We start from the raw sequence: 26,397 nt of genomic DNA on the forward strand, positions 1-26,397 counted from the left end.
CTGGTAAGGTCCAATAAGCGAAGGGCTGTTCGGCAGGTAACCCCTATAGGGGATGCGAGGGGGGCTCGAGTTGAACTCGGAAGACCGCAAGGTTGCGTTGTCGTTCGGGCAGCGTCGGTTGTGGCTTGCTGATCAGGTTGCGCCGGGGAGTTTGGCTTATAGCACTCCGTTCATTTTGCGGTTGCGGGGACGGGTACGTCCTGATGTGTTGCGGGCGTGTTTGGGTGAGATCGTGCGTCGGCATGAGGTGTTGCGGACGACGTTCGCTGTGGAGAGTGGTGTTCCGGTTCAGGTGGTGGGGGCGCCGTTCGAGGTGGCTCTGCCGGTTGTGGACTGTCGTGGTGGGGGTCGGGGGGCGGTGGATTCGGCGGTTCGTGAAGAGTTGTCGGTGCCGTTCGATCTGGCGCGTGGTCCGTTGTTGCGGGGTTGTCTGATCCTGGCGGATGCGGATGACGGTGTGTTGGTGCTGAATATGCATCACATTGTGGTGGACGGCTGGTCCGTTGGTGTTCTGCAGGATGAGTTGCTGGCTCTCTATCCGGCTTTCTGTCGGGGTGAGGCGGCGCCTTTGGCGGAGTTGCCTTTGCAGTATGCCGATTACGCGTTGTGGCAGGCGGGGGAGTTGGCGGGGGAGCGGCGTGGGGAGTTGGAGTCGTTCTGGCGTGAGCGGCTCGCGGGGGCGCCCGCGTATATGAGGTTGCCGTACGACCGGGAGCCGGCGGCGGGTGCGGGGTGGGAAGGGGACACCCACAGTTTCACGTTGGATGCGGAACTGGTCGCGGGTTTGCGTGTGTTGGCGCGGGACGAGGGGTGTACTCCCTTCATGGTGCTGCTCGCCGCGTACAAGGTCTTGTTGCATCGTTTGACGGGTGAGACGGACATTGTGGTGGCGACTCCGGTCGCGGGGCGGAATCATCCGTCGTTGGACCAGCTCATCGGGTTCTTCGTCAACAATCTGGTGTTGCGCACCGATCTCGGTGGTGAGCCCGGTTTTCGTGAGGTGGTGCGGCGGGTCCGGGAAACCGTCCTCGACGCGCAGGATCACCAGGATCTGCCCTTCGACATGGTCGTGGCCGCCACCCGGCCACCACGCGAACCCGGTCGGACCCCGTACCTTCAGGCGACACTCGTTCACCAGCCGGAATCGGTGTCCGAATACCGCATCGGCGACCTTGTGGCCACACCGACCCAGGCGCCTCTGCCCGGTGCCCCGGTGGACCTGGTCTTCTCTGTCTTCGAGGGAGCCTCCACAGATATCCAGGTCAATTACCGGCGTGGCCTGTTCGACGCCGACTCGGTGAAATCGATCAGTGACCAGTTCGTCGAAGTGCTGCGCCTGGGCGTATCCGGTGACAGGGGAGCGGACCGCGACCTACGAGCCTCGGAGGTCGCGGAGCAGCCCACCTCCGTCCTCGTCGGCCCGACCCGGACCGATCTGCTGGACCTCGATCTCGGCGGAGCACTGGACGCCGTTGCCCAACGGCACCCGGACGCGACCGCGCTGCAAAGCGCGGGCGACAGCCTGACGTACCCCGAACTGATCGCGGCGAGCGACGAGGTGGCCGCCGCCCTCCGAGCCGCGGGGGTCGGCAACGGCCATGTGGTCGGACTCTCCCTGGAACCAGGGCTCGCCCTCGTGATCGCCTTGGTCGCCACCGTGCGCATCGGCGCGGCCTACATGTGCCTGGACACGGCCGCGCCCGAGGAGCGCAACGCCTGGCTGCTCGATGACGCCGGATGCTCCGTCGTGGTGTCGCACACCGACGCGTCGGCACCCAACGAGTGGGCGTCCCTCGCCTATGACCGGCTGTCCGAGGAACGAAGGCCGTGGAGCGACAGGGACGACTTCCCCGCGTCCAGGCGCCCGGCGTACATCGTCTACACCTCCGGTTCCACCGGGGAACCGAAGGGCGTCGTCCTCGTGCACGACGCGGTGTGCAACTGGGCACTGGGGATGGGCGAGGCCATGCGCGTCGGTCCTGATACGAATGTTGCCCAGCTGGCCACCCCGTCGTTCGACGTCATGTCCGCAGAGGTGTGGATGGCGTTGTTGACCGGCGCGAGGCTCAGCGTCATCCCCCGCCAGGAGCGACGTGGTGCGAGCGTCACCGCTGAGGCCTTGCGGCGTGAGGGCGTCACGCTCTACATGGGCACACCCGGGCCGCTCACGGTGATCGAGCCCGGCACCGTACCGCTGATCGACAAAATCGTCGTGGGCGGCGACGTCCTGTCGGACGCCCTGGTCGAGAAGTGGCTGCCGCAGGCGGCCGTGGGCCAGGTGTACGGGGCCAGCGAGGGCACCATGTCCACGACGATCGGCGTACTCGACGCGGGCACACCGGCCAATCGGGCCGGCCGGCCGCTGCCCAACACGTCCATCCGCATTCTGTCGGAGACGCTGGAGCCGTTGCCCGCGGGAACCGTGGGCGAGATCTTCATCAGCGGCGTCGGCGTCGGGCAGGAGTATTTCGAGCGGCGATCCCTGACCGCGGAGAAGTTCCTGCCCGACCCGTTCAGTGACGTACCCGGCAGCCGGATGTACCGCACCGGCGATCTGGGCCGTATATCGCCCGGTGGCGAAGTGGAGTTCGTCGGCCGCTGCGACGACATGGTGAAGATCCGAGGTGTCCGGGTCGAGCCCGCAGAGGTCGAAGCGGCTGTCAGCGCTCTTGCGGGGGTATCTTCCTGCGCGGTGGCCGCGGACAAGGACAAACACGGAGCGACGATTCTCCGAGCGTACGTGATCATGAAGGATCCGACGATCGACACAAGGGCACTGCGCACGCTCATAGAAGCCGCTCTTCCCGCCAGCATGATCCCGCATTCGATCGTGTACGTCGATTCCTTCCCGCTGACCACGAATGGCAAGGTCGACCGCGCCAGATTGCTGGAGATCTCGGCTTCCGAAGAGAAGAGTGGCGACCGGGGAACCATTTCCGAGGCGATGAACATCGTTCTCGACGTGTGGGAGGAAGTTCTCGGTCACAGCCCGATCGCAGTCTCCGACAACTTCTTCGAGCTCGGCGGCGACTCTCTGGGCGCAATCCGGATCATCGCCAAGCTGGAGCTGGCGTTCTCGGTGCAGATCGAGTTCTCCGAGTTCCTGCGGAACGCTACGGCGCATGGCCTCCTCCGGCATATCGAGGGTTTGCGCGGCGTGGGCGCGAAGACCGCACCCCTGCCGAGGACTTCGACGTCGTCCAAGGTTGCGTTGTCGTTCGGGCAGCGTCGGTTGTGGCTTGCTGATCAGGTTGCGCCGGGGAGTTTGGCTTATAGCACTCCGTTCATTTTGCGGTTGCGGGGACGGGTACGTCCTGATGTGTTGCGGGCGTGTTTGGGTGAGATCGTGCGTCGGCATGAGGTGTTGCGGACGACGTTCGCTGTGGAGAGTGGTGTTCCGGTTCAGGTGGTGGGGGCGCCGTTCGAGGTGGCTCTTCCGGTTGTGGACTGTCGTGGTGGGGGTCGGGGGGCGGTGGATTCGGCGGTTCGTGAAGAGTTGTCGGTGCCGTTCGATCTGGCGCGTGGTCCGTTGTTGCGGGGTTGTCTGATCCTGGCGGATGCGGATGACAGTGTGTTGGTGCTGAATATGCATCACATTGTGGTGGACGGCTGGTCTGTTGGTGTTCTGCAGGATGAGTTGCTGGCTCTCTATCCGGCTTTCTGTCGGGGGGAGGCGGCGCCTTTGGCGGAGTTGCCTTTGCAGTATGCCGATTACGCGTTGTGGCAGGCGGGGGAGTTGGCGGGGGAGCGGCGTGGGGAGTTGGAGTCGTTCTGGCGTGGGCGGCTCGCGGGGGCGCCCGCGTATATGAGGTTGCCGTACGACCGGGAGCCGGCGGCGGGTGCGGGGTGGGAAGGGGACACCCACAGTTTCACGTTGGATGCGGAACTGGTCGCGGGTTTGCGTGTGTTGGCGCGGGATGAGGGGTGTACTCCCTTCATGGTGCTGCTCGCCGCGTACAAGGTCTTGTTGCATCGTTTGACGGGTGAGACGGACATTGTGGTGGCGACTCCGGTCGCGGGGCGGAATCATCCGTCGTTGGACGCACCGATCTCGGTGGTGAGCCCGGTTTTCGTGAGGTGGTGCGGCGGGTCCGGGAAACCGTCCTCGACGCGCAGGATCACCAGGATCTGCCCTTCGACATGGTCGTGGCCGCCACCCGGCCACGACGCCACCCCGATCGGACCCCGTACACGGAAGTCTGGTTCGCCCTCAACCGGAGCCAGCATTTCGAAAGGGCGCTGGAAGACATCACGGTCTCGACCGAGGAATACACGCAGGACCGCGACAGCGTTCGGCACGACTTCACCCTCGATGTGAGCGCGGACGACAACGGCATGCAAGCCGCGCTCCTGTGCCGTGACGGAATGTATTCCCGGTCCGAAATCGTGGAACTGCTGTCTCTGTGGAGGGAAATCCTGGTCGGCGGCCTCCGGGCGCCGGACCGCTCGATACGTGAACTCATTGCCGACTAAGGAGTATGGATTTGGCCCTCATCGCCGGCTTCTCCGAAGGTTTTCACGATGCGGCACTCTGCCTGCTCGACGACACGGTGATCGTTCATGCCTCGCACAGTGAGCGCTACTCCCGGGAAAAGGGGGACCGCTGGCTGCATCCGAAGCAACTCGAACTGATGAAACAGGCCGAGACCACCGCCTACTACGAGCGGCCCTGGCTCAAGGCCACCAGACGTCTGTATTCAGGACAGAAGCTCGCACGGCGACGCACGCCCGCTGACGTCTGCTTCTCCCATCATGAGACCCACGCCGCCGCCGGGTATTACACGGCGCCTTTCGATGACTGCAACATATTGGTTGTCGACGCGATCGGCGAGTGGGACACGATCTCCATATGGGACAACATGCGGAAGGTGCGTAGCTGGAAATACCCTTACTCGCTCGGTCTCCTGTATTCGGCGATCACCAAGCGAGTCGGACTTCAGCCGAACTCGGACGAATACATCACCATGGGTATGGCGGCTTACGGTGAGCCGCGTTACGACCTGAGTCACCTCCTCGAAGAGAATCTGCATCTCGGGTGCGACGATGTGTATCCCGACGCTCGCCCCGAGGACCTGGCGGCATCCGTGCAGAAGCTCTTCGAGGAGAAGCTGCTGGAGCTGGTCGCGCTCTGTCCGAAAGAGAACCTGGTGCTCATGGGCGGCTGTGCCCTCAACTGCGTTGCCAACTCACGCATCCAGGGCAAGAACCTGTGGATCATGCCCAACCCGGGCGACGCCGGCAGTGCCCTGGGCGCTGCGGCACTGGTTCGGCGCGCCAAGCTGCAGTGGGTCGATCCATATCTTGGGACGCAGCTGCCGAGGGCAAATCCATCGGACATCGTCAAGGAACTGCTGACCAACAAGGTGTGCGGTGTCGCTTCCGAGAAGGCGGAGTTTGGACCGAGGTCGCTCGGTAATCGGAGCTTGCTCGCCGACTGTCGTTACGACGTCAAAGACACGGTGAACAACATCAAGCGCCGTCAGCTCTTCAGGCCGTTCGCCCCGGCAATTCTCGAAGAGTTTGCCGGCGAGTACTTCACGGGCCCTATGAACGAGTATATGCAGTTCACCAGCCGCGCGTTGCACGACTACTCAAGTGTCACGCACGTCGACGGAACTGCTCGTGTTCAAGTCGTAAAGAAAGACTGCTCGTCGGTGCTGCGTCACGTGCTCGAGGAATGGTACGAGGCGACCGGCGTCCCGATGCTCCTGAACACCTCGCTGAACATCAAGGGCGAACCGATGGTGGATTCTGCCCAAGATGCTCAGAGGTTCACAGAGAAATACGGAGTCAATGTCTTCTAAATCCAGCCTCGCAGCCAAGCTGACCTGGCCGATCCGTTCGCTGCGGCGGTACATCTCCTTCCGTCGGCGAGCCAAGCGTCTCGCCAAAAAAGATGCGTACATCTACGACTGACGCGATCATTCCTTGAATCCGATGGCGCAGATCCATGCGCTGTGAATGAAAAAGATTCCTTAACTGTTTGGGGGCAGGTAGGTGCGAGATGCAAGGAAGCAGTACGAGGGCAGTCAGGTCAGTTCCTACACTGAATGGGACCCGCTGGAAGAAGTGATCGTCGGAATCCTGGACGATGCACGTTTTCCCGAATGGCATCCGTCCCTGGAATCGGTGATACCCGCTCAACAGCATGAGACATTCCGGCAGCGTGGCGGCGAGAAGTTCCCGCCGGAGATCGTCAAGGCCGCCAACGAGGAACTCGAAGAATTCGTTCGGATCCTGGAGGCGGAGGGCGTCACCGTGCGCCGCCCCGAGCCGATCCCGCAGGGGCAGCTCTACTCGACGGGCGCCTGGGCGACCACCGGGATGTACGCCGCGATGCCGCGTGACGCCATCCTGGTAGTGGGCGAGAAGATCATCGAGTGCCCCATGGCCTGGCGTTCACGCTATTACGAGAACCTCGCCTATCGTCCTTTGCTCAAGGAGTACTTCCGCAACGGAGCGCAGTGGATCGCCGGCCCCAAGCCGGAACTCACGGACGAGCTGTTCGACCTTGACTGGAAAGAGCCCTCGGAGGGCGAGCCGACCCGCTTCGCGATAACCGAGTTCGAGCCCACCTTCGATGCTGCCGACTTCCTTCGCCTCGGGCGCGACATCATCGGCCAGAAGAGCAATGTCACCAATGAGTTCGGCATCGAGTGGCTGCGCCGCACCCTGGGTGATGAGTTCCGGGTCAGCGTCCTTGAGTTCGACGACCCCCACCCCATGCACATCGATGCCACATTGGCTCCGTTGGCACCGGGCAAGTTGCTCATCAACCCTGAGCGAGTGCCCGAGGTCCCGAAGATGTTCAGGAACTGGGAGGTGCGGTCCGCGCCCGCGCCGATCATCCCTGACGCACAGCCGCTCTACATGACGAGCAAGTGGATCAACATGAACATCCTCATGCTCGACGAGCAGCGCGTCATCGTGGAGGCTCAGGACGAGCCGATGATCCAGTTCTTCAAGGACTGGGGGTTCACCCCGATTCCCTGCAACTTCCGGAACTTCAACAGCTTCGGCGGCTCCTTCCACTGCGCCACCCTGGACGTGCGTCGATCCGGCTCGCTCGATACATATGTCGACTGAGCATCCAGTACTCAAGAACCTGACTCCCGATCGCCCGGTTTCCCTGTGCACCGTCGTCTGCTTTCCCTATGCGGGCGGCGGAGCTCGGGTATTTCGTGGCTGGCAGCGGAATCTGTCACGACTGGTGAACGCCTTCGCGGTCCAACTACCGGGCCGCGAGGAGCGGCTCTCGGAGGCACCCGAGTCCGACCCCGAGCGCCTGGTGGCCGAACTGTGCGCGGCGATCGAACCCATCGCCACATCGAAGCTCGTACTCTTCGGCCATAGCCTCGGCGCCGTGCTCGCAGCCCGGGTGGCACAGGAACTGCTGGGAGACCGGAGCGAGTCCGACGCGGTGCTCATCGTGTCCGGGCGACGCTCGCCATGGAGCGGTCCGGTGTCATCGGAGACACGGTGGCTCGCGGACGGTGAACTCCTCGAGCGGCTCGGGTCCGAGGGAGGGCCCAGGGCCGAACTCGCGTCCAACGCGGAGTTCGCCCGGCTGATGCTCCCCGCGCTGAAGGCCGATCTGCACCTCTCGGACGCGGCGCACGGAATCCGTGAGCGCGCTGTGCGGATTCCGGTCATCGGTCTCTACGGCCAGCATGACGAGGGTACGCCGCCGAGTTACGTCCGGCCATGGGCGCGTTTTACAACGGGTGGTTTTCGCAGCGTCGAGATCGACGGCGGCCACTTCTTTGTAGAGACAAAATCATCAGACGTAATCGAGATCGTCGATGCAACGGCGCGTAGTTTGATCGGGCTCTGAATCGTTATTTGCCCACAAGGGACAAGGTGTGCTGACGTGACGTCGATTCCATGTGGTTCGTTCCACGATTTTTCTGATGCTGTCCCCGCGTCCGGTGTGCTGGGTGGGGTGACGGTTTCCGGGTTGTTCGGGGCGCAGGTGGCGCGGACGCCTGATGCGGTGGCGTTGGTGGAGGGTGATCGGCGTTGGTCGTATCGGGAGTTGGATGCGGCGGTGGGTGTGGTGGCGGCTCGTCTGGGTGCGGTGGGTGTGGGGCCTGGTCGGGTGGTCGGTGTGTGTGCGGGTCGGCAGTCGGAGATGGTGGTGGGGCTGCTGGGTGTGTTGCGGGCTGGGGCGGCGTATGTGCCGTTGGATCTGTCGTATCCGGCTGAGCGGTTGGCGTTCATGTTGGAGGACAGTGGTGCTGATGTGGTGGTGGCTGGTGCGGATGTGCCGGCGGCTGTGTTGGGGCGCGGGGTTGTGGTCGGTGTTCCGCAGGGTGAGATTCCTGTGGGGGACGAGGTTGAACCGGGTGTTCGGGGAGAGGCGGCGGGTCCGGGGGATCTGGCGTACGTGATCTACACGTCCGGTTCCACCGGGCGGCCCAAGGGCGTTGAAGTCACCCACACCAATCTCGCGGCCATGCTGCACGAGTTGCGCCCGTGCCTCGGTTCCGAGGTGCTGCTGCTGGCATCCCTGACCTTCGACGCCTCATGGCGCGCGGTGGGCATTCTGCTGACCGGGGGCTGCCTGCACGTACTGGACGACCGCAGGGACCTGACGGCCGCCTCGCGATACCTGAACAAGCACGGCGTCGACACGGTGAGTTGTACGCCGTCGCAGCTCGCGGCTCTGCTCGCGGCAGGACCGTTGCCCGCACCGCTCCGCATTATGGCGGGTGGAGAGCCTTTCCCCGCCGACATGTGGCAGCGCCTGAAAGACACACCCGATGTCGTGGCCTTCAATCTGTATGGGCCGACGGAGTGCACGGTGGATGCGACGTTGGCGCGGGTCGCGGGTGATCGGCCGGTGATCGGGCGTCCGTTGAGGAGTGTGCGTCTGTATGTGCTGGACGAGGACGGTGCGTTGGCGCCGGTGGGTGCGCCTGGTGAGTTGTACATCGGTGGTGCGGGTGTGGCGCGGGGGTACCGTAATCGGCCCGGGTTGACGGCTGAGCGGTTCGTGCCTGATCCGTGGGGTGCTCGGGGTGATCGGCTGTATCGCAGTGGTGACTTGGTGCGGTACCTGCCTTCGGGGGATGTCGAGTTTGTGGGGCGGGCCGATGATCAGGTCAAGATCCGTGGTTATCGGGTGGAGCCGGGTGAGGTGGAGTCCGCGCTGCGTAAGCAGGCAGCTGTGGAGCAGGCTGTTGTCGTCGCGCACGGGCGGGCGTCCGAGGATCGTCGGCTGATCGCGTATGTCACCGCGGCGCCCGGTCGTGAGGGCGAGGGCGAGGGTGTGGCGTTGGGTGCCCGGTTGCGTGAGGATCTGGCGGGGTTCCTGCCTGACTTCATGGTGCCTTCCGTGGTGATGGTGCTGGACGCCATGCCGGTGGGGCCGGGCGGGAAGCTGGACCGGCAGGCGCTTCCGGAGCCGGATGGGAGCCGGCCCGAGCTGGCCGCGCACTACGAAGCCCCCCGTACGCCGTCCGAGGAGGTCATCGCGGGGATCTGGTCGGAGCTCCTTGAGATCTCGCCGATCGGTCTGCACGACGACTTCTTCGAACTCGGCGGTCACTCGATGCTCGCCATCCAGGTCATCGCCCGCATCAACGACGCCCTCGACACCGACATCAATCTGCGGGTCGTCTTCGAGTGCCCCACCGTGGCCGCACTGGCGGACCATGTGGACGGCCTGAGGACAGACTCGTCCCGCGCCGTGCTCCAGCCGGTTCCCAGGACCGGCCGCATGCCCCTCTCGCACGCCCAGCAGCGGTTGTGGTTCCTGGACCAGCTGGTCGAGGACAACCCGTTCTACAACGTGCCCGACGCCGTCCGGATGCGGGGGCCGCTGGACCTGGACGCGCTTGCCGAGGCGCTGAGCGCCGTGGTCGCGCGGCATGAGGTACTGCGCGTCACCATCCGCGAGGAGGAGGGCCGCTCCTGGCAGGAGTTCGCGGACCCGGCGCCGATGACGCTTCGGGTGGTCGATGTTTCGGGAGAGGCGGATCCAGAAGCCGCGGCACGTCGACTCGTGGCGGAGGAGGCCCGTACGCCGTTCGATCTCTCGGTCGGACCGTTGCTGCGCGCCGACGTGGTGCGGCTCGGCCCCGGTGATCACGTGCTGCGGGTGACGATGCACCACGTGGTCGCCGACGCGTGGTCACGGCTCGTCCTGATGCGGGAACTGAGCGCGCTCTACGCGGCGTTCGTGGAGGGTGAGGACGCGGCTCTGCCGGTGCTGTCGGTTCAGTACGCCGACTTCGCCGTCTGGCAGCGCCGCTGCCTCGAGGAAACCGGGCCCGCGTCCCAGGCCGACTACTGGCGCGGGGTGCTGGAGGGTGCGCCGCCGTTGCTGCAGTTGCCGGCGGATCGGCCGCGGCCGGTGGTGCCCTCCTATCGGGGCGCCTCATGGACCTTTGAGGTGCCGGCTGAGGTGTGCCATCAGCTGCGTCGGTTGGGCCAGGCGCACGGCGCGACGTTGTTCATGGTGGGGTTGGCCGCGTTCCAGGCGGTGTTGGGCAAGTTCGCCGCGACGCGGGACGTGGTCGTAGGGGTACCGATCTCGGGCCGGCACCGTCCGGAGCTGGAGGCGCTGATCGGGTTCTTCGTCAACACCCTGGTGATGCGGACGGATTGTTCGGGCGACCCGCGCTTCGTGGACTTGCTCGGCCGGACCCGGGACACGGCGTTGGGTGCCTATGAGCATCAGGATCTGCCGTTCGAGCAACTGGTCGAGGAATTGGCTCCGACGCGAGACCTGGGCCGGAATCCGATCGTTCAGGTGATGTTCCAGCTGAACGATGTCCCGCTGCCCGAGCTGGACCTGCCGGGCCTGCGAGTGGATTCCTTCGCTCCCGTCGATGAGGTCACGCGATTCGACCTGTCGATGTTCTTGGTGGAGTCGGGAGGAGGGCTTGAGGGACAGGTCGTCTATTCGGCCGACCTGTTCGAAGAGAAGACGGTCGTGCGCTTGGCCGAGGGATTCGTGCGGGCCCTGGGCGCCGTAGCGGCTGATGCGTCGCTGCGATTGTCCCAGTTGCCTGTGCTGGGTGAGGCCGAGCGCGATCAGCTGGTCTCCGAGTGGAACGAGACCCCGTCCGGTGTGCTGGGTGGGGTGACGGTTTCTGGGTTGTTCGGGGCGCAGGTGGCGCGGACGCCTGATGCGGTGGCGTTGGTGGAGGGTGATCGGCGTTGGTCGTATCGGGAGTTGGATGCGGCGGTGGGTGTGGTGGCGGCTCGTCTGGGTGCGGTGGGTGTGGGGCCTGGTCGGGTGGTCGGTGTGTGTGCGGGTCGGCAGTCGGAGATGGTGGTGGGGCTGCTGGGTGTGTTGCGGGCTGGGGCGGCGTATGTGCCGTTGGATCTGTCGTATCCGGCTGAGCGGTTGGCGTTCATGTTGGAGGACAGTGGTGCGGATGTGGTGGTGGCTGGTGCGGATGTGCCGGCGGCTGTGTTGGGGCGCGGGGTTGTGGTCGGTGTTCCGCAGGGTGAGATTCCTGTGGGGGACGAGGTTGAACCGGGTGTTCGGGGAGAGGCGGCGGGCCCGGGGGATCTGGCGTACGTGATCTACACGTCCGGTTCCACCGGGCGACCCAAGGGCGTTGAAGTCACCCACGCCGCGTTGGCCAACCTCATGACGGCGCTCCGCGAGGAACTGGCCCGCGACGAGCTCCTCTCGCCCGGACTGCAAGGCCTGCTGCTCTCACCGCTGTCGTTCGACTCGTCCGTCAAGCAGCTGCTCCTGATGTGCGGGGGTGTCACGCTGCACGTTCTGAACGAGGCGACACGGAGGGACCCCGCGGCTGTCGCCGCCTATGTGCGCGAGCAGCGGATCGACGAGTTCAACTGCACGCCGACCATGCTGCGCGCGCTCATCGACGCGGGCGTCCTCGGCCAGGAGCACACACCCCGTTTCAGTCTGATCGGCGGCGAAGCCATCGATTCGGACCTTTGGCTCCTGCTCTCGGTCCTCTCGGCCCGGCACGGACACAGTGTCTTCAATCTGTATGGGCCGACGGAGTGCACGGTGGATGCGACGTTGGCGCGGGTCGCGGGTGATCGGCCGGTGATCGGGCGTCCGTTGAGGAATGTGCGTCTGTATGTGCTGGACGAGGACGGTGCGTTGGCGCCGGTGGGTGTGTCTGGTGAGTTGTACATCGGTGGTGTGGGTGTGGCGCGGGGTTACCGTAATCGGCCCGGGTTGACGGCTGAGCGGTTCGTGCCTGATCCGTGGGGTGCTCGGGGTGATCGGCTGTATCGCAGTGGTGACTTGGTGCGGTACCTGCCTTCGGGGGATGTCGAGTTTGTGGGGCGGGCCGATGATCAGGTCAAGATCCGTGGTTATCGGGTGGAGCCGGGTGAGGTGGAGTCCGCGCTGCGTAAGCAGGCCGCTGTGGAGCAGGCTGTTGTCGTCGCGCACGGGCGGGCGTCCGAGGATCGTCGGCTGATCGCGTATGTCACCGCGGCACCCGGTCATGAGGGCGAGGGTGTGGCGTTGGGTGCCCGGTTGCGTGAGGATCTGGCGGGGTTCCTGCCTGACTTCATGGTGCCTTCCGCGGTGATGGTGCTGGACGCCATGCCGGTGGGGCCGGGCGGGAAGCTGGACCGGCAGGCGCTTCCGGAGCCCGATGGGAGCCGGCCCGAGCTGGCCGCGCACTACGAAGCCCCCCGTACGCCGTCCGAGGAGGTCATCGCGGGGATCTGGTCGGAGCTCCTTGAGATCTCGCCGATCGGTCTGCACGACGACTTCTTCGAACTCGGCGGTCACTCGATGCTCGCCATCCAGGTCATCGCCCGCATCAACGACGCCCTCGACACCGACGTCGACCTACGGGTGCTTTTCGACACGCCCAGCGTCGCGGCGCTCGCGGACCACGTCCGGAGCGTGTCCGGCGGCGGGGACGCCTGAGGTTTCGTGGTGAATCGACAGTGGCGACAGTGGAGGGGACGGGAACTGTGAACCAGGACATACGGATACTGACGTTGGCCGAACGACCCGACCTGAGGGGGCCGGTCTCGGCACTCAAGGACAGCTGGCCGGAGTTCATGCGGCACGAGCCGATCGGCGAGAGGTTCCACATCGACGCCCATCTGGCCTATCCCGAGTACGTCCTCGTCGCCGTGTCGGCGGAGGAGCCGGGGAAAGTGCTCGCACGGGGGTACTGCGTGCCCATCGGCCTCGACGACGTGCCTCCCAAGGGCCTGCCGGACAGCGGGTGGGACGGAGCCGTGCGTCAGGCCCACCTCGCGCGGCTGGCGGGGTACAAGGGTGATGCGCTCTGCGGGCTGGAGGTCGTGGTCCGCCCGGGCCTGCGCGGGACGGGTATCGGCACCCAGATGCTGCGCGCCATGCACCAGCTGGCCGAGACGAGGGGCTTTCGTCACTACGTCGCGCCGGTCAGGCCACCCGGCAAGGCAGAGGTTCCGGACCTCCCGATGAGCGAGTACATCCAGCGGACCAGGAACGGGCTCCCGCAGGACCCTCTGCTTCGCGCGCACGTCAAGCTGGGCGCGGACATCGTGGGGGTGGCTCCGGCGTCGATGGTGGTGGTGGGATCACTCGACAACTGGCGGGAATGGACGGGCCTCCCCTTCGACACGCATGGTCCGACCATCGTCCCGGAGGCATTGACCCCGGTCCACTGCGACCTGCGCCATGACATGGCGGCGTACGTCGAGCCCAACGTCTGGGTTCATCGGCGTCTCTAGCGTGCCGCGACAATCGGGGCCGCCCGACTTGTCGCCCGAGCCCGGCGACATCACTTCCGTCGCCGGGCTCCATGTTCAGGAAGTCGGCGGGGACGGTGAACCCTCTGGTCGGCACGGCCGAAGCGAGCGTGCGGTTGCCGGGACTTCGGTACGGCGGCCAGGACGCGGCCGATCCCGGCTTCTTCCGCTTCTTCCGCGGGATCATCGCGCGGGCCGACTCGTCCTTGGTGGCAAAGGCGCTGCTGTCCGGGACCTTCGCTGCCGCAGACCGCCCCGGACCGCGCCGATGTGCCAGGCGGCACCCTTCAGCAGAGTCAGCCACCGCACGATGACCTCGCTCGCCGTCTCTGCCTCCCCCCGGGAACGCGCCCGCCGCAGGTCGGCGATGACCTGCGGCGAGAACGGCGGAACCGGCCCCGTGCCGTGTTACTCCGCCGACGCGGGGACCAGTTCGAAGAGGTATCCGTTGGGCGGTGTGGTGGTGGGATGGATCGCCCTGCACTCCCAGCCGCCCTCGGCGAAGGCTTCCAGCCACTGGTCGTGCGTGGGCAGATAGTCCCCCATCAGCGCGTGGATCGCTTCGAATCCGAGCGTGAAGATGGTGGTGTCCGGGCCCGGCAGCTCGGTCGTACGAACGACGTCGCAGATGAAGAGGCGCTCGGCCGCGGGGAAGGCGTTCCGCAGTCCGCGCAGAGTGTTCACACAGCTCTCGTACGGCCAGAAGTCGTGCCCCATGAAGACGCAGGTGATCGTGTCCACGTCCGCGAAGTCGGGCAGTGCCGTCAGCGCCAGGACATTGCCCTGCAGCACGGAGATCTGGTCGGAGAGCCCCGCTTCCCGCACGGACTCGGTGGCCAGCTGAACGGCCGCGTTGGAGATGTCCACACCCACACCGTCGGCCTGAGGATGGTTGCCGACGATCCGGATCAGCCGCTGCCCGGAACCGCAGCCGAGGTCGGCGACCTTCCGGAGCCGCACATCGGCGAGAACCTTGTCGAAGAGCTTCTCGACCTCCTCCTCGCCGATGTGGCGCGACCCCATGGCCACCGCTCTCATGTCGCGGTGGTAGAAGTCGCCCGTCCGCTGGTCTTCGTGGGTCACGTCCGGCGCGATGCTGAAGAGTTCACCGCACCCCTTGACCAGCCAGTAGAAGTAGCCGCGAGCGGCATACGCCTCTTCGAACCGCGTGCCCGGTATGACGAGATCGCTGTCCTTTATCTCCACGACCTGGGCCCAGTGCAGCGTGCGGTAGATGGAGCGCAGCACATTCACGTCGAGCCGCTGGCCGCTGTGGCCGCGGAGCGGAATCTCCCCCTTTTCGGACAGCTCGTCGAGGAGCCCGAGCTGGTACGCGCTGGACAATGCCGAAGCAGCCACGTAGGACGAGAAAAGATTCGCCATCGGGCCGCGGGTCCATTCGGCAGGAGACGGAACGCTACCCGTGGAAGAAGACATCGGAAGTACCCTTTCAGTTTTGTCGAAGGACAAGAGAGCTCAGCTGTCGGCCGCAAGCGGCTCAGTCATGCCCACGATGATCTGACGCGGCGGTTTGAACGACTCCCGGCCGTGGGCCACGAGCATGTTGTCGAGCATCAGAACGTCGCCCTCACGCCACGGGACCACGACCTTTTCCGCAAGGTAGGCGGCACGCAGTTCTTCCACGATCTCGGGTTCGATGTCCTCGCCGTCGCCGTAGTAGGTATTGTTGGGAAGGCGGTCCTTGCCCATCGAGAGCATGGCCTTCCTGGTGCCGGGATCAAACATCTGAATGTTAAAGAAAACCAGGTGATTGAACCATGTCTCGTCGCCCGTGACCGGGTGACGCGTGCTGACCGTGCGAATTTGTCGGGTGGAGAGTTCATCCTTGTCGCCCCAGCTGAAGCTGATGGCATTGCTCCGGCAATATTTCTCCACCTCGCTCCGCTCCTCCGTCTGGAAGGCCTCGCGCCAGCCGAGCCCGAGCGGCCCCCCGAAATGGCGTACGTAAGAATACTTTCGTTCCTGTAGTTTCCGGCGGGTCTCTTCGGAAATGCGCTGGAATATCTTGCGGCAGTCGGCGATCGGCGTTCCACCACCCGAGCCCGGCTCCGTGACGCAGTGGAAGAAGATGAGCTGGGGCCAGGTCGTGTTGTACGACTGTTCGTTGTGCAGGAAGATCTCCTGCGCTGCCGGATAGTCGGTCGACGTATAGACCTTGTCGCCCACCTCATGGCGTGGCGAGGTCCGCTCGATGTACTCGAGGGGGTCGCCGGACAGGGCGGTCATGAGCGTGCGAAACGTCTCGGGAGTGGAGTTGGCGAAACCGCGGAACAGGATTCCGCCGTACTGGAGCAGGCGCTGCCGGATCTCCGACCTGTACTCAGTGGCCAGGTCGACCAATCGGACATCGGCGGAGCGGGGTTCGAGGACGAGGGGCAGCTCGTGTCCGGGGGACGCCCATTTTTCTTCCACATGCGGCAAGTCGGGCAGCGCCGGCGAAACTTCTGCCGGTACCGGAGCGGTCAGATGGATCTCTCTGGGGCTGTGGTGTCCCTGCGGTTCCGGCATCTAGAGTTCCCCCTTTTCCCTCACGGGTTCAAATGATTTCGCTTTCCAGCATTTCCGAGTGAAGCAGCCTGGCCCATTGCTGGTGAGCTTCGGAGAGAGGATGCTGTGCCGATGCGCGAGGCGCGCCCGAGCGAACCAGCCACTCCTCGAAGGTGTGCCCGTCCTTATACGTCATCTCCTTCTTGCCGGAGGGGTGGACGGACCGGTGTGCACCCGGCTTGATGAAGTCGAGCAGATGCTGGGTTATCAGAGCAAACCGGTTGACGGGTTCGGCGTTCGTCGCAAGGGCGTCATGAAAATGGAACCTCACCCCGAGCGACGTCAGGAAGAACTGCATGTTGAGCAACTGCTGGACGTAGGTGACGGTGGCCTGCTCCTCGGTGAACAGATACCGGTAATAGAATCGATTCACCTTGAGTGCGGCGCGATCCGCACCATGCTTTTTCGTGGACAGATTGGTCTTCATCAGGCTCCAGCCGTCATCGAACGGCGCGTCGGACCTGACATCGACCCCGGGCATGCTCTCGAAGCGCTCAGTTCTGACCAGGTCCGTGAAACCGATGCAGACGAGGAGTTCTTCGGCCGAGCCGCCGGCGGCGAGGTAGCTGCAGACGTAGTCGTATGTCATACGCACCGCGCGCGCGTTCGAGCCGCCGCTGCGTCCCGCGTTGATGACCGTCTCGACATCCAGGAGCCTGCCCAGATGGCTGGGCCACGCCTTCTTGTTCCGATAGGCGCGCACCTGGGTCTGCGTCAGAATGTCCTTGCTCTGTCCGGCCAGGCGCAGCTCCGGGTCTTCCTCTTCAAGTTCCTTGCCCTCGGTGAAACTGCATCCGTTGGCATAGAGTGTACGGATCACGCCACTCACCCCTCAGTCGTCGACGTCTAGCGGCTGCGCATGCTCTGGGGCCGCATATCGGTCCATGTGCGCTCGATGTAACTGAGGCATTCGGCCTTCTCGCCGCGAAAGTCCAGGGCTCGCCAGCCCGCCGGAATGTCCTGATGAGTCGGCCAGATCGAGTACTGTTCCTCGACGTTGACGACCACGGCGTATTCCAGTCCAGCTGTCATGGAATTCTCCATGTCTCATTCCCCTCGGAGGTCATCCTTGCGGAGCTTTGATATCAGGTCGGTGATCGCGGAGATCGTGCGGGCGTCCAATATGTCCCTGAGGCGGATCTCTACATCAAATGATTCGTTGAGCCGGGCGGCGATGCGCATGCCGGAGAGCGAGTTTCCGCCGAGGTCGATGAAATCATCATGCGGGTCACAGCTCTCCACACCGAAGACCTCGCACCAGATGGCCTGAACGCTTTCGGCAGTGTGCGTCGGCCGGTGCGATGCCGGGGAATCAGCGGGAGTCGGACCGGCCGTCAGAGAATTGACATCGATCTTGCCGTTCGGCAGCAACGGCAAGGCGTCGTGCACTTCCAGCGTCCTGGGCACCATGAATTCGGGAAGCCGGCTCTTGAGGAATGCCGTGACATCCTCGGTGTCGTCCCGGTCGTCGACGAGCTCAAGACAGGCCACCAGCCCGGTCAGACCCGAAGACTCGGTCCGCGCCAGGACACAGGCCTTCCTGATCCGTGGATGGCGGCTCAACACGCCTTCCACCTCAACGGGATTGACGCGGAAGCCCCTGATCTTGACCTGCCGGTCCACGCGGCCGACAAAGTGCAGCAGGCCGGATTCATCCTGCCTGACCAGGTCACCGGACCGGTAGAGACGCCCCTGCCCACCGGGGTCGGGTACGAAGGACCTCGCCGTGGCCACGGGGTCACCCCAATATCCCCGTGCCACCCCCGGACCGCCGATGCACAACTCGCCGGCCTCGCCCACCGGCACACGCCGCATCTCTTCGTCGAGTACAGCCACGGTGACGCTCGGGCAGGCGGACCCGAGCGGGATCCCCTGGAACCGCTCCACGGGAAGCCCTCTGTCGTCGAGGTAGACCGTGGAGGTCACGCACGTCTCGGTCAGCCCGTAGCAGTTCCACAGGTCGACATCCCCGGGAACGTATGTGCGCCAGGTGGCCAGATCGGCCAGGGACGCGGCTTCCCCGCCGATCAGCACGCTGCGTACGCACGACGGAATCCGCACCGTTCCGCGGCTCAGTTCAAGGCAGATCTCGTGCCAGTACGAGGTCGGCAGATACAGGTGCGAGACCGACTGGGTCTCCAGCTGGTGCAGGAAGTGGGGCACGCCGTAGTCGGCCTCGTCGGTGCGCATCACCAGGGACGCGCCCTTGCTCAGGGGGAGGATGACCTCCTCGATGCTGGAGTCCCAGCCGAAGGCGCCGAAGTGCAGCGCCCGGTCCCCGGCCCCGAGCGTGTACGGCTCCACGACGTTCGTCACGAGGTTGTGCAGCGCGCGATGATCGATCATCACGCCCTTCGAGGGGCCACTCGACCCACTGGTGTGCACCAGGCAGGCGAGTTGCGACCCTCGCGGATCGAGGGGAGCTGCCGCGAGGGGAGATCCACCCGCGTCGAGCGTCTGCTCGATCTCGAGCAGGGGGCTCTCGTCCCAGACGCCCTTCAGCTGCTCGGCGTTCTCACGGTCGGTGAGGAGCGCGGCCGGCTGCACGCGCTCGAAGATGTCCCGCAGGCGCTCGCGGGGAGTGCCCGCCGCCAGCGGAACGTAGACGCAGTTGGCACCCCAGACGCCGAGCATCGCCACGACGGCCCATTCGCTGCGTCCGGTGATCACGACCACAGGCCGTTCCTCGCCGGCCTCGATGCAGGACGTCAGGGCCGCGGCCACGCCTCCGACCCGGTCATGCAGCTCGCCGTACGTCAGCCAGCGACCGCCGGAGGAGACCGCCTTCGAGTCGGGCTGTGTGACGGCGTGCGCGGCTATGGTCAGGTCGACCCGCTCCAGCACAGATACTCTCCCCGTAAGTGAAATAGAGATGAATGGCCTGATCATTCAGACACGGGGCGTACGGCACCATGCGGCCGCCACCCTGCCTCAGTTGGAAGGGTCGTTGCCTTCGGAGAAGTTTCCTGTCCGGAGTGCGTCATAGAGCCGCTTGCCGGTGGACGGCGGGGAGAAGAAGAACCGGGTCTCCTCGCGGCGGCCACGCAGACCGTGCTCGATGAAGTCCTTGGCGGTGCGCTGCCAGTACGACGGCCCGAGCCGGCCCAGCAGTGCCAGGTACTCGGTGAAGCTCTGGGACGCGCCGAACCAGTGGTTGACCGACACCGACGGCGTGTGCGAGCGGATGTCGTGCCAGCAGCCGCGAGGGATGAAGACGATGTCGCCGGGGCCGACCGTGGTGCTGTAGAACGTGACGTCACGCAGCAGGGGATGACGGGCCACATCCGGACGCGCCACGTCGATCTGGCTGTTGACCAGGTTGTCGGGGAAGGGATAGGCGGCGCGGCTGTCCCGCCAGGGCAGGAGCGTCACCGTCTTGGTGCCCCAGATCTGACAGAACAGATTGTCCTTGAGATCGGAGTGCAGCATGGAGCGGGTGCCCGAGGAGCCGATCCATACCCGGGTGTCCGTGGCTTGCTGCCCGGTGGAGCCCAGCAGGGACGTGAAGTCGCAGTCCGAGGGGTCCAGGAGTTCCGCGGCCCGCTGGTATGCCAGATAGCAGGGCCCGTCTCGATCCTCGTCCAGCATGGCGTCGATGAACTCGCCGAAGCCCAAGGTGCGTTCGTAGTGTTTCTGGTCCTTCGGATAGAGCACGCCATCGGTGGGCAGGCCCATCAACGCGGTGACCTCGCGCTGTCCATGGGTCTCGCGCAGTCGCTCGGGATCCCACGCCTGACGGGCGGGCCAGTTCTCGGCCAGGCCCCTGAAGATCAGAGGAGTGTCCCGTTGCCTGACGGCTCGCCGAAGTCCGGCGGGCGACTCGTCGGCGGCCCGGGGAATGGGCCGCACATCGATGCCGGCCTGCCGGAGTGCCTCACTCGGGTCAGCGTCCGAGGTGCCGCGTTGACGGGAGTCCGCGCTACTGGAAATTGTGGTCACCTTGTCCTCCTGGCGCTGTATGGAAAGTCAGCGTTCCGACGTCGCGCGAATCCGCCCGGGCGACCGTCCTTGGAATTGCACGCCACCAACGCTGTGGGGTGGAACAGTGACAGGACTGCGAATAGCCCGCATTACGGAGCGGGTTCCTGGGAATCCGTGGACCGACGTGGTGTGCGCGATGACGCGCTGCATCAAGGCCCCCCAGCCGACACTATCCGCACGAACTCCATGGACATACGTCAATTCTTCGAACATCAAACAGGGGTGGTCCGCCCGTCGCAACTGAACTTCCAAGTGGTGTGCATCACAAGTTGATGTCGGCGTACGCCAGTTGCAGGCCGGGATGTGCGGGACGGGGACGCCCCGGCGCTCGCAGATCCGGATAAATGCGGTGGGCGCGGGCGGCGTTCAGGTCGTGGGTTCTGCGCGGCGGCGGTGCCGACGAATATCCCGAAAGCGGCCGAGATGCGGCGACAAGTCGTTGCCGATGCGGTGATGGACGGCGATCGCCGCGTGACGTACTCATTCTGTCAGCCCACTGGTGGCACTGTTAAATACACAGATCCAGGCAGGTGGGGTGCGTTGCGCATGTCGCATCGAACATCCTCCCCGGCGTTCCGGAAGCTCACCGGCCGCCGTCGATTCGAAATGGCCCTGTCCGCGGTTCCGTGATGCCCGTGACGGGCGGCGCCGAGTGCGGCACCGGATCGCAAGGGTGTTCGCCCTCATCGCCCCTCACCGACCGACGGGGGACGGTATCCGCCGCGCGGACGGACTTCGGTGTCGCCCCACCCCTCGGAAGCTGGGCCGGACGCTGTGGATCGTGCGACGATGCCGTTATGAATCGACTGGCCGAGTCCCAGTCGCCTTATCTGCTCCAGCACGCCTCCAATCCAGTGGACTGGTGGCCTTGGGGAGAGGAGGCGATGACAGAAGCGAAGCGGCGGGACGTACCCATCCTCTTGAGTGTGGGCTATGCGTCCTGTCACTTACGTTTCTGTCAGCCCACTGGTGCCATGTCATGGCCCATGAATCCTTCGAGGACCAGGACACCGCGGACTACCTCAACGCCCACTTCGTCAGCGTGAAGGTCGACCGCGAGGAGCGGCCGGACGTCGACGCCGTGTACATGGAGGCGGTGCAAGCCGCCACCGGGCAGGGCGGATGGCCGATGACCGTCTTCCTGACCCCGGATGCCGAACCGTTCTACTTCGGCACCTACTTCCCGCCCGCGCCCCGGCACGGGATGCCGTCCTTCCGGCAGGTGCTGGAGGGGGTCCGGCAGGCGTGGAGCACCCGGCGTGACGAGGTCGGGGAGGTCGCCGGGAAGATCGTGCGCGATCTCGCGCAGCGGGAGATCGGCCACCAGGGCACCCGGCCGCCCGGCGAACAGGAACTCGCCCAGGCGCTGCTCGGGCTGACCCGTGAGTACGACGCGCAGCGCGGCGGATTCGGCGGCGCGCCCAAGTTCCCGCCGTCCATGGCGCTGGAGTTCCTGCTGCGCCACCACGCGCGCACCGGCGCCGAGGGCGCGCTCCAGATGGCCCAGGACACCTGCGAGCGAATGGCCCGCGGCGGGCTCTACGACCAGCTCGGCGGCGGGTTCGCCCGGTACTCCGTCGACCGCGACTGGATCGTGCCGCACTTCGAGAAGATGCTGTACGACAACGCCCTGCTGTGCCGTGTGTACGCGCACCTGTGGCGGGCGACCGGCTCCGAACTCGCCCGGCGGGTGGCGCTGGAGACCGCCGACTTCATGGTCCGCGAACTGCGCACGGACGAAGGGGGATTCGCGTCCGCCCTCGACGCCGACAGCGACGACGCCGACGGGCGGCATGTCGAGGGGGCGTACTACGTCTGGACGCCCGAGCAGCTGACCGGCGTACTCGGCGAGGCCGATGCCCGGCTCGCCGCGCAGTTCTTCGGTGTCACCGACGAGGGCACCTTTGAGCACGGCCAGTCCGTCCTCCAGCTCCCGCAGGACGAAGGCGTTTTCGACGCCGAGAAGATCGCCTCCGTCAAGCGCCGGCTGCTCGACGCCCGCGCGCGGCGGTCCGCGCCCGGCCGGGACGACAAGGTGGTCGCCGCCTGGAACGGGCTCGCGATCGCCGCCCTCGCCGAGACCGGCGCCTACTTCGACCGCCCCGACCTGACCGAGGCCGCCCTCGGCGCGGCCGATCTGCTGGTGCGGGTGCATCTCGACGAGCACGCCCGGCTCGCCCGCACCAGCAAGGACGGCCGGGTCGGCGCCAACGCCGGTGTGCTGGAGGACTACGCGGACGTCGCCGAGGGCTTCCTCGCGCTCGCCTCCGTGACCGGCGAGGGTGTCTGGCTGGAGTTCGCCGGACTGCTCGTCGACCATGTGCTCGCCCGCTTCACCGACCCCGGGACCGGCGCGCTCTACGACACCGCCGTCGACGCCGAACAGCTCATCCGCCGTCCCCAGGACCCCACCGACAACGCCACCCCCTCCGGCTGGTCGGCCGCCGCGGGCGCGCTGCTCGGCTATGCCGCGCACACCGGCTCCGAGGCCCATCGGACCGCCGCCGAGCGGGCGTTGGGCGTCGTACAGGCTCTTGGCCCGCGGGTACCGCGGTTCATCGGCTGGGGGCTCGCCGTCGCGGAGGCGCTGCTGGACGGGCCCCGGGAGATCGCGGTCGTCGGTCCTTCGCTCACCGATCCGGCGACAACGGAGTTGCACCGTACGGCACTTCTGGGTACCGCCCCGGGCGCGGTCGTCGCCGTCGGCACCCCGGACGGCGAGGAGTTCCCGCTGCTCGCCGACCGTCCACTCGTCTCCGGGCAGCCGGCCGCCTATGTCTGCCGCGGCTTCACCTGCGACGCCCCGACCACCGACCCGGACCGGCTCCGCGCTGCCCTCCAAAGCCCCTGAACCGAAAGGCCCTTGTACCGAAAGGCCCTTGAACCGAAAGGCCCCCGAACCGACGGCGTCACGCGTCGCTGAGGATCATCGCCCCCAGCGTGAGCTGCGCGCCCCACTGCACGCACACGGCCCAGGCCCGGGAGTACGTCCCCCGGCCCCTGGGCCAGACCAGAGCCGCGATGCCCGCGACGAGGGCCAGCGAGAAGGCGCCGTAGAGCGCCGAACCGGGGACGGTCGAGCACCCCTCGCCGTACATCACGCACCGGGTGCCGCGTTCGCCGGAGAGCACGACCGCCCAGGACAGGACGACGATCGGCAGCAGCAGAAGCAGTCCGGCGATCGCCCAGCCGCTGATGAGGCGGTCCTTCTGGCGCGGGGTGAGGGCCGCCACCGGCTGCTCAGTCGTGGTGTTCATGGCCCCATCCCACCGCGCGGCCCCGGCCCGGGGCAGCGGTCCGGCTACTCAACCGCCCTGAGTACTCCCCTGGGTACGCATGCTCAACGCCCGCTCCACGACCGCCTCCAGCTGGTCGTGATGCGCGCCCTTCCAGTACGCGCGCCCGCAGGACCCGCACTGCGCGAAGACGTCGTACGACCGCTCGGTGCCGCCCTTGAGCTGGTCGGCGACCTCCTCCTTGGTGGCGGTCCGCAGCAGCCCGTTGCAGGCCGTGCAGCGGGTCCAGGGGCGCAGTTCGGGGGCGAACCGGCCGAGGATGTCCTGGAGTTGCTCCTCGGGCCGGGTGCTGTAGACGTACGCGCCGGCCCACAGCTCGCGGCGGCGCAGCAGCCCCCGGTCGCGGCTGAGCATCACCCGCCGCTCGGCCGCCGAGCGCGCGGCCAGCGCCGGGTCGCCGATGTCGGTGGACTCGTACGCCGCGTCGACGCCGAGCAGCCGCAGCCGACGGGCCAGGGTGCCGAGGTGGACGTCGAGGAGGAAGCGCAGCGGGGCGCCGGGCACCCGCTGGGGGCGCGCCACCGGCTGGACGCGCACGCTCTCGCCCGCGCGTGGGATGTGCGAGACCGGCACCTCGCGGCCGTCCACGACCAGCGCGCCGACCTCGGTCAGCGGCACGCCGAGGGACTCGATGACATGGCCGAGCGTCGAGACGCCGTCGGTGCCGAGCGCGGTGGCGCCCGCGCGCCGGGCCGACGGGACGAACAGGTGCAGCTCGGGGGCGACTTCGACGCGGATCTCGGTTCCGTTCACCCCGTCAGCATGGCACGCCGACAGCGAGCGGGCTCAGTGGTTTCCGGCGCCCGGCAGGCCCTGCTCCAGGACGTCCAGGGAGCGGTCGATCAGGACCCGCAGATCCTCCTGGTGGCCGTGCTCGGCCCAGTACATGGTGGTCTCCATCAGGCCGCCGATCAGCGACATGGCGTAGACCCGCACCTCCAGGTCGCCGGGGTCGCGGCCGGTGCGCTCGGCGACGGCCCGGCACAGCATGTGCCCGGTCACCGACATGCTCTCCATCACCCGCGAGCGCACCGCCGGGACCTGGACCATCAGCCGGGTGCGCAGCCGGGAGACCGCCGGGTCCTCCTCCGCCCCGACCTGGACGGCGCGCCGCAGCACGTACCGGATGGTGTCGGCCCAGGGCTCCTCGGCGGGCCGTCGCCTGATCTCCTCCAGCATGACCGCGTCGAACTCGTCGGTGAGGACGATGTCCTCCTTGGTGGGGAAGTACCGGAAGACCGTCGACGGCGACACCTCCGCCCGGTCGGCGATCTGGTCGATCGTCGTGGCGTCGTACCCCTGCTCCTCGATCAGGGCGTACGTCGCCCCGCGGATCGCCTCCCGGGTCTTGATCTTCTTGCGCTCCCGCAGGCCGAGACGAGGTTCCTCGGTGCGGGCGCGGTCGGGGGAGGTGCTGGTGGGGCGTGCGGCCGTCATGCCGGTCATTGTCCGGCATCGGCGGCCGGGGCGGCCATGGCCGAGGCTCCCTCGCCCGCTCCCTCGCGTCGGGCGACCGGGGTGTCCGGCAGCAGCAGGGCCGCGAGCAGGGCCGCCGCCAGGGAGGCGATGCCGCACACCAGCAGCACCAGGCTCATGCCGTGCGTGAAGGCGGCGTCCGCGGAGGCCGCGAGGCGGGGCGCGTGGGTGCGTACGGCGACCGCGTGGGCGGCGACGACCGACTCCCGCGCCGTGTGCGCGGCCGGGGACGGCAGCCCGGCGACGTCGAGGCGGTCCCGGAAGGCGCTCGCGAGCAGGCTGCCCAGCAGGGCGATGCCGATGGCGCCGCCGACCTGCCGCAGGGTCATCAGCAGCCCGGATCCTGAGCCGGCCCGGTCCGCGGGCAGCGCCCCGAGCGCCCCTTCCATCGCCGGTACGACCGCGAAGCCGAAGCCGAGCCCGGTCAGCGAGAGCCACAGCGCGATGAAGCCGTAGCCGCAGTCGGCCGTCGTACGGGTCCCGAGCAGGGCGGCGAAGGCCAGCACCACCAGGCCCGCGCTGACCACCGCGCGCGCCCCGAACCGGAGCACGGCCGCCTGGGCGCCCCTGGCCGCGACCATCAGCCCGAGGGACAACGGCAGCAGCCGGACCCCGGTGGCGAAGGCGTCGCGCCCGAGGACCGCCTGGAGGTAGGTCGTCGGCACCGTGAACATCAGCCCGGACAGTACGAACATCACCAGGGTCGCGGCGACCGTGTTGAGCAGGGAACCGCGCCGGGCGAGCAGGGACATGTCGAGCATCGGGCGGGGCGAGCGGCGTTCGCGCAGGACCGGGGCGAGCAGCAGGACGGCGGCGGCCGCGAACATCGCGAGTACCAGGGGGTCGGTCCAGCCGTGGTCGGGGGCCTCGATGACGGCGTAGATCAGGGCGCCGAGGCCGGCCGCGATGAGCGCCGTGGACAGCAGGTCGACCTTCGGTCCCGAAGGGTCCCGGGTCTCCGGGAGCAGCAGGAGGCAGACGCCGATGCCGAGCGCGGAGGCGGCGGAGATCATGCCGATCGCCTGCCCCGCTCGTCCGGGCCGAACAGGGCCGGGAGCACGGCCAGCGACAGCTGCATGATCAGCGCCGCGCCGACGCCCATCGCCGCGCCGATGCCCATCGCCGCGCGGGCGGCGATCACCGCGTTCACGTCCCCGGCCAGGGCGCCGAGCACCGAGCCCGCCAGGAAGACGCCGAGTCCGGTGATCAGCATCCGGCACCGCCCGAACCGGTCGCCGAGCAGGCCCGCCGGGAGCATCAGCGCGGCGAAGGAATGAGAGTAGCTGTCAAAATCAAGTCAATGTCAATCGATGGGAGTCTACCGGGCATGAAAAATGGCCACGGCTCGGATGAGCCGTGGCCTGAGGGGCGGGAGGGG

At 66.6% G+C, this 26,397-nt stretch carries 14 protein-coding genes and 3 pseudogenes; 7 read left to right on the plus strand and 10 right to left on the minus strand.

The annotated features are described in order from the left end of the window. Nucleotides 1-52 precede the first annotated feature (52 nt). The 6 genes and pseudogenes from ACLF5H_RS23535 (at nucleotide 53) to ACLF5H_RS23560 (ending at nucleotide 13,680) form a co-directional block, all read left to right on the plus strand. Nucleotides 53-4,473, plus strand: a pseudogene (locus ACLF5H_RS23535) (amino acid adenylation domain-containing protein). Between the two features lie 11 nt (nucleotides 4,474-4,484). Next, on the plus strand, nucleotides 4,485-5,804 hold the full coding sequence (locus tag ACLF5H_RS23540) for a carbamoyltransferase C-terminal domain-containing protein (RefSeq protein WP_421678005.1): 1,320 nt from the start codon (nucleotides 4,485-4,487) through the stop codon (nucleotides 5,802-5,804). 265 nt (nucleotides 5,805-6,069) lie between these two features. Next, a complete protein-coding gene (locus tag ACLF5H_RS23545) occupies nucleotides 6,070-7,086 on the plus strand; it encodes an amidinotransferase (RefSeq protein ID WP_421678006.1) in 1,017 nt (338 codons plus the stop codon). Continuing rightward, nucleotides 7,076-7,834, plus strand: a complete 759-nt coding sequence (locus tag ACLF5H_RS23550) for a thioesterase II family protein (protein WP_421678007.1) — start codon at nucleotides 7,076-7,078, stop codon at nucleotides 7,832-7,834. The genes ACLF5H_RS23545 and ACLF5H_RS23550 overlap by 11 nt, the downstream gene beginning before the upstream one ends. A 36-nt stretch (nucleotides 7,835-7,870) precedes the next feature. Next, nucleotides 7,871-12,880: an amino acid adenylation domain-containing protein gene (locus ACLF5H_RS23555; RefSeq protein ID WP_421678008.1), complete on the plus strand. Its 5,010-nt coding sequence runs from the start codon at nucleotides 7,871-7,873 to the stop codon at nucleotides 12,878-12,880. Nucleotides 12,881-12,954: 74 nt separating this feature from the next. Beyond that, the gene (locus tag ACLF5H_RS23560; protein WP_421678009.1) at nucleotides 12,955-13,680 is read left to right on the plus strand and encodes a GNAT family N-acetyltransferase; all 726 of its coding nucleotides are present in this window, start codon (nucleotides 12,955-12,957) and stop codon (nucleotides 13,678-13,680) included. Between the two features lie 426 nt (nucleotides 13,681-14,106). Here ACLF5H_RS23560 and ACLF5H_RS23565 read toward each other — a convergent pair whose 3' ends face one another. From ACLF5H_RS23565 to ACLF5H_RS23590, 6 genes are all read right to left on the minus strand, one after another. Next, nucleotides 14,107-15,081 (minus strand): methyltransferase domain-containing protein, encoded by a 975-nt coding sequence (locus ACLF5H_RS23565; RefSeq protein WP_421678010.1) that lies wholly within the window; start codon nucleotides 15,079-15,081, stop codon nucleotides 14,107-14,109. A 93-nt stretch (nucleotides 15,082-15,174) separates the two neighbouring features. Continuing rightward, nucleotides 15,175-16,227, minus strand: a complete 1,053-nt coding sequence (locus tag ACLF5H_RS23570; protein ID WP_421678011.1) for a TauD/TfdA family dioxygenase — start codon at nucleotides 16,225-16,227, stop codon at nucleotides 15,175-15,177. A 28-nt stretch (nucleotides 16,228-16,255) separates the two neighbouring features. After that, nucleotides 16,256-17,086 carry a DUF6071 family protein gene (locus ACLF5H_RS23575; RefSeq protein ID WP_421678012.1) on the minus strand — a complete coding sequence of 277 codons (831 nt, stop codon included), beginning with the start codon at nucleotides 17,084-17,086 and terminating at the stop codon, nucleotides 16,256-16,258. A gap of 26 nt (nucleotides 17,087-17,112) precedes the next feature. Continuing rightward, complete coding sequence (locus ACLF5H_RS23580; protein WP_421678013.1) at nucleotides 17,113-17,298, minus strand: MbtH family protein; 186 nt, start codon at nucleotides 17,296-17,298, stop codon at nucleotides 17,113-17,115. A 15-nt stretch (nucleotides 17,299-17,313) separates the two neighbouring features. Beyond that, entirely contained in the window at nucleotides 17,314-19,110 is a 1,797-nt protein-coding gene (locus ACLF5H_RS23585) for a non-ribosomal peptide synthetase (protein ID WP_421678014.1), read from the minus strand. 87 nt (nucleotides 19,111-19,197) lie between these two features. Continuing rightward, nucleotides 19,198-20,205 carry a cupin-like domain-containing protein gene (locus ACLF5H_RS23590; RefSeq protein ID WP_421678015.1) on the minus strand — a complete coding sequence of 336 codons (1,008 nt, stop codon included), beginning with the start codon at nucleotides 20,203-20,205 and terminating at the stop codon, nucleotides 19,198-19,200. Between the two features lie 839 nt (nucleotides 20,206-21,044). Here ACLF5H_RS23590 and ACLF5H_RS23595 point away from each other — a divergent pair. Beyond that, a pseudogene (locus ACLF5H_RS23595) lies at nucleotides 21,045-23,098 on the plus strand (thioredoxin domain-containing protein). 58 nt (nucleotides 23,099-23,156) lie between these two features. On the opposite strand, the gene ACLF5H_RS23600 reads toward ACLF5H_RS23595, so the two are convergent. The 4 genes and pseudogenes from ACLF5H_RS23600 to ACLF5H_RS23615 all read right to left on the minus strand — a co-directional run. Continuing rightward, complete coding sequence (locus ACLF5H_RS23600) at nucleotides 23,157-23,504, minus strand: hypothetical protein (protein WP_421678016.1); 348 nt, start codon at nucleotides 23,502-23,504, stop codon at nucleotides 23,157-23,159. A 48-nt stretch (nucleotides 23,505-23,552) separates the two neighbouring features. Further along, a complete protein-coding gene (locus ACLF5H_RS23605; protein ID WP_421678017.1) occupies nucleotides 23,553-24,296 on the minus strand; it encodes a Mut7-C RNAse domain-containing protein in 744 nt (247 codons plus the stop codon). A 33-nt stretch (nucleotides 24,297-24,329) separates the two neighbouring features. Continuing rightward, complete coding sequence (locus ACLF5H_RS23610; RefSeq protein ID WP_421678018.1) at nucleotides 24,330-24,980, minus strand: TetR/AcrR family transcriptional regulator; 651 nt, start codon at nucleotides 24,978-24,980, stop codon at nucleotides 24,330-24,332. Nucleotides 24,981-24,985: 5 nt separating this feature from the next. Beyond that, nucleotides 24,986-26,307: pseudogene (locus ACLF5H_RS23615) on the minus strand (MFS transporter); the annotation flags it as partial. Nucleotides 26,308-26,397 lie beyond the last annotated feature (90 nt).

Origin of the sequence: Streptomyces sp. LaBMicrA B280 (assembly GCF_049222185.1) — a bacterium.
Lineage (GTDB): Bacteria > Actinomycetota > Actinomycetes > Streptomycetales > Streptomycetaceae > Streptomyces > Streptomyces murinus.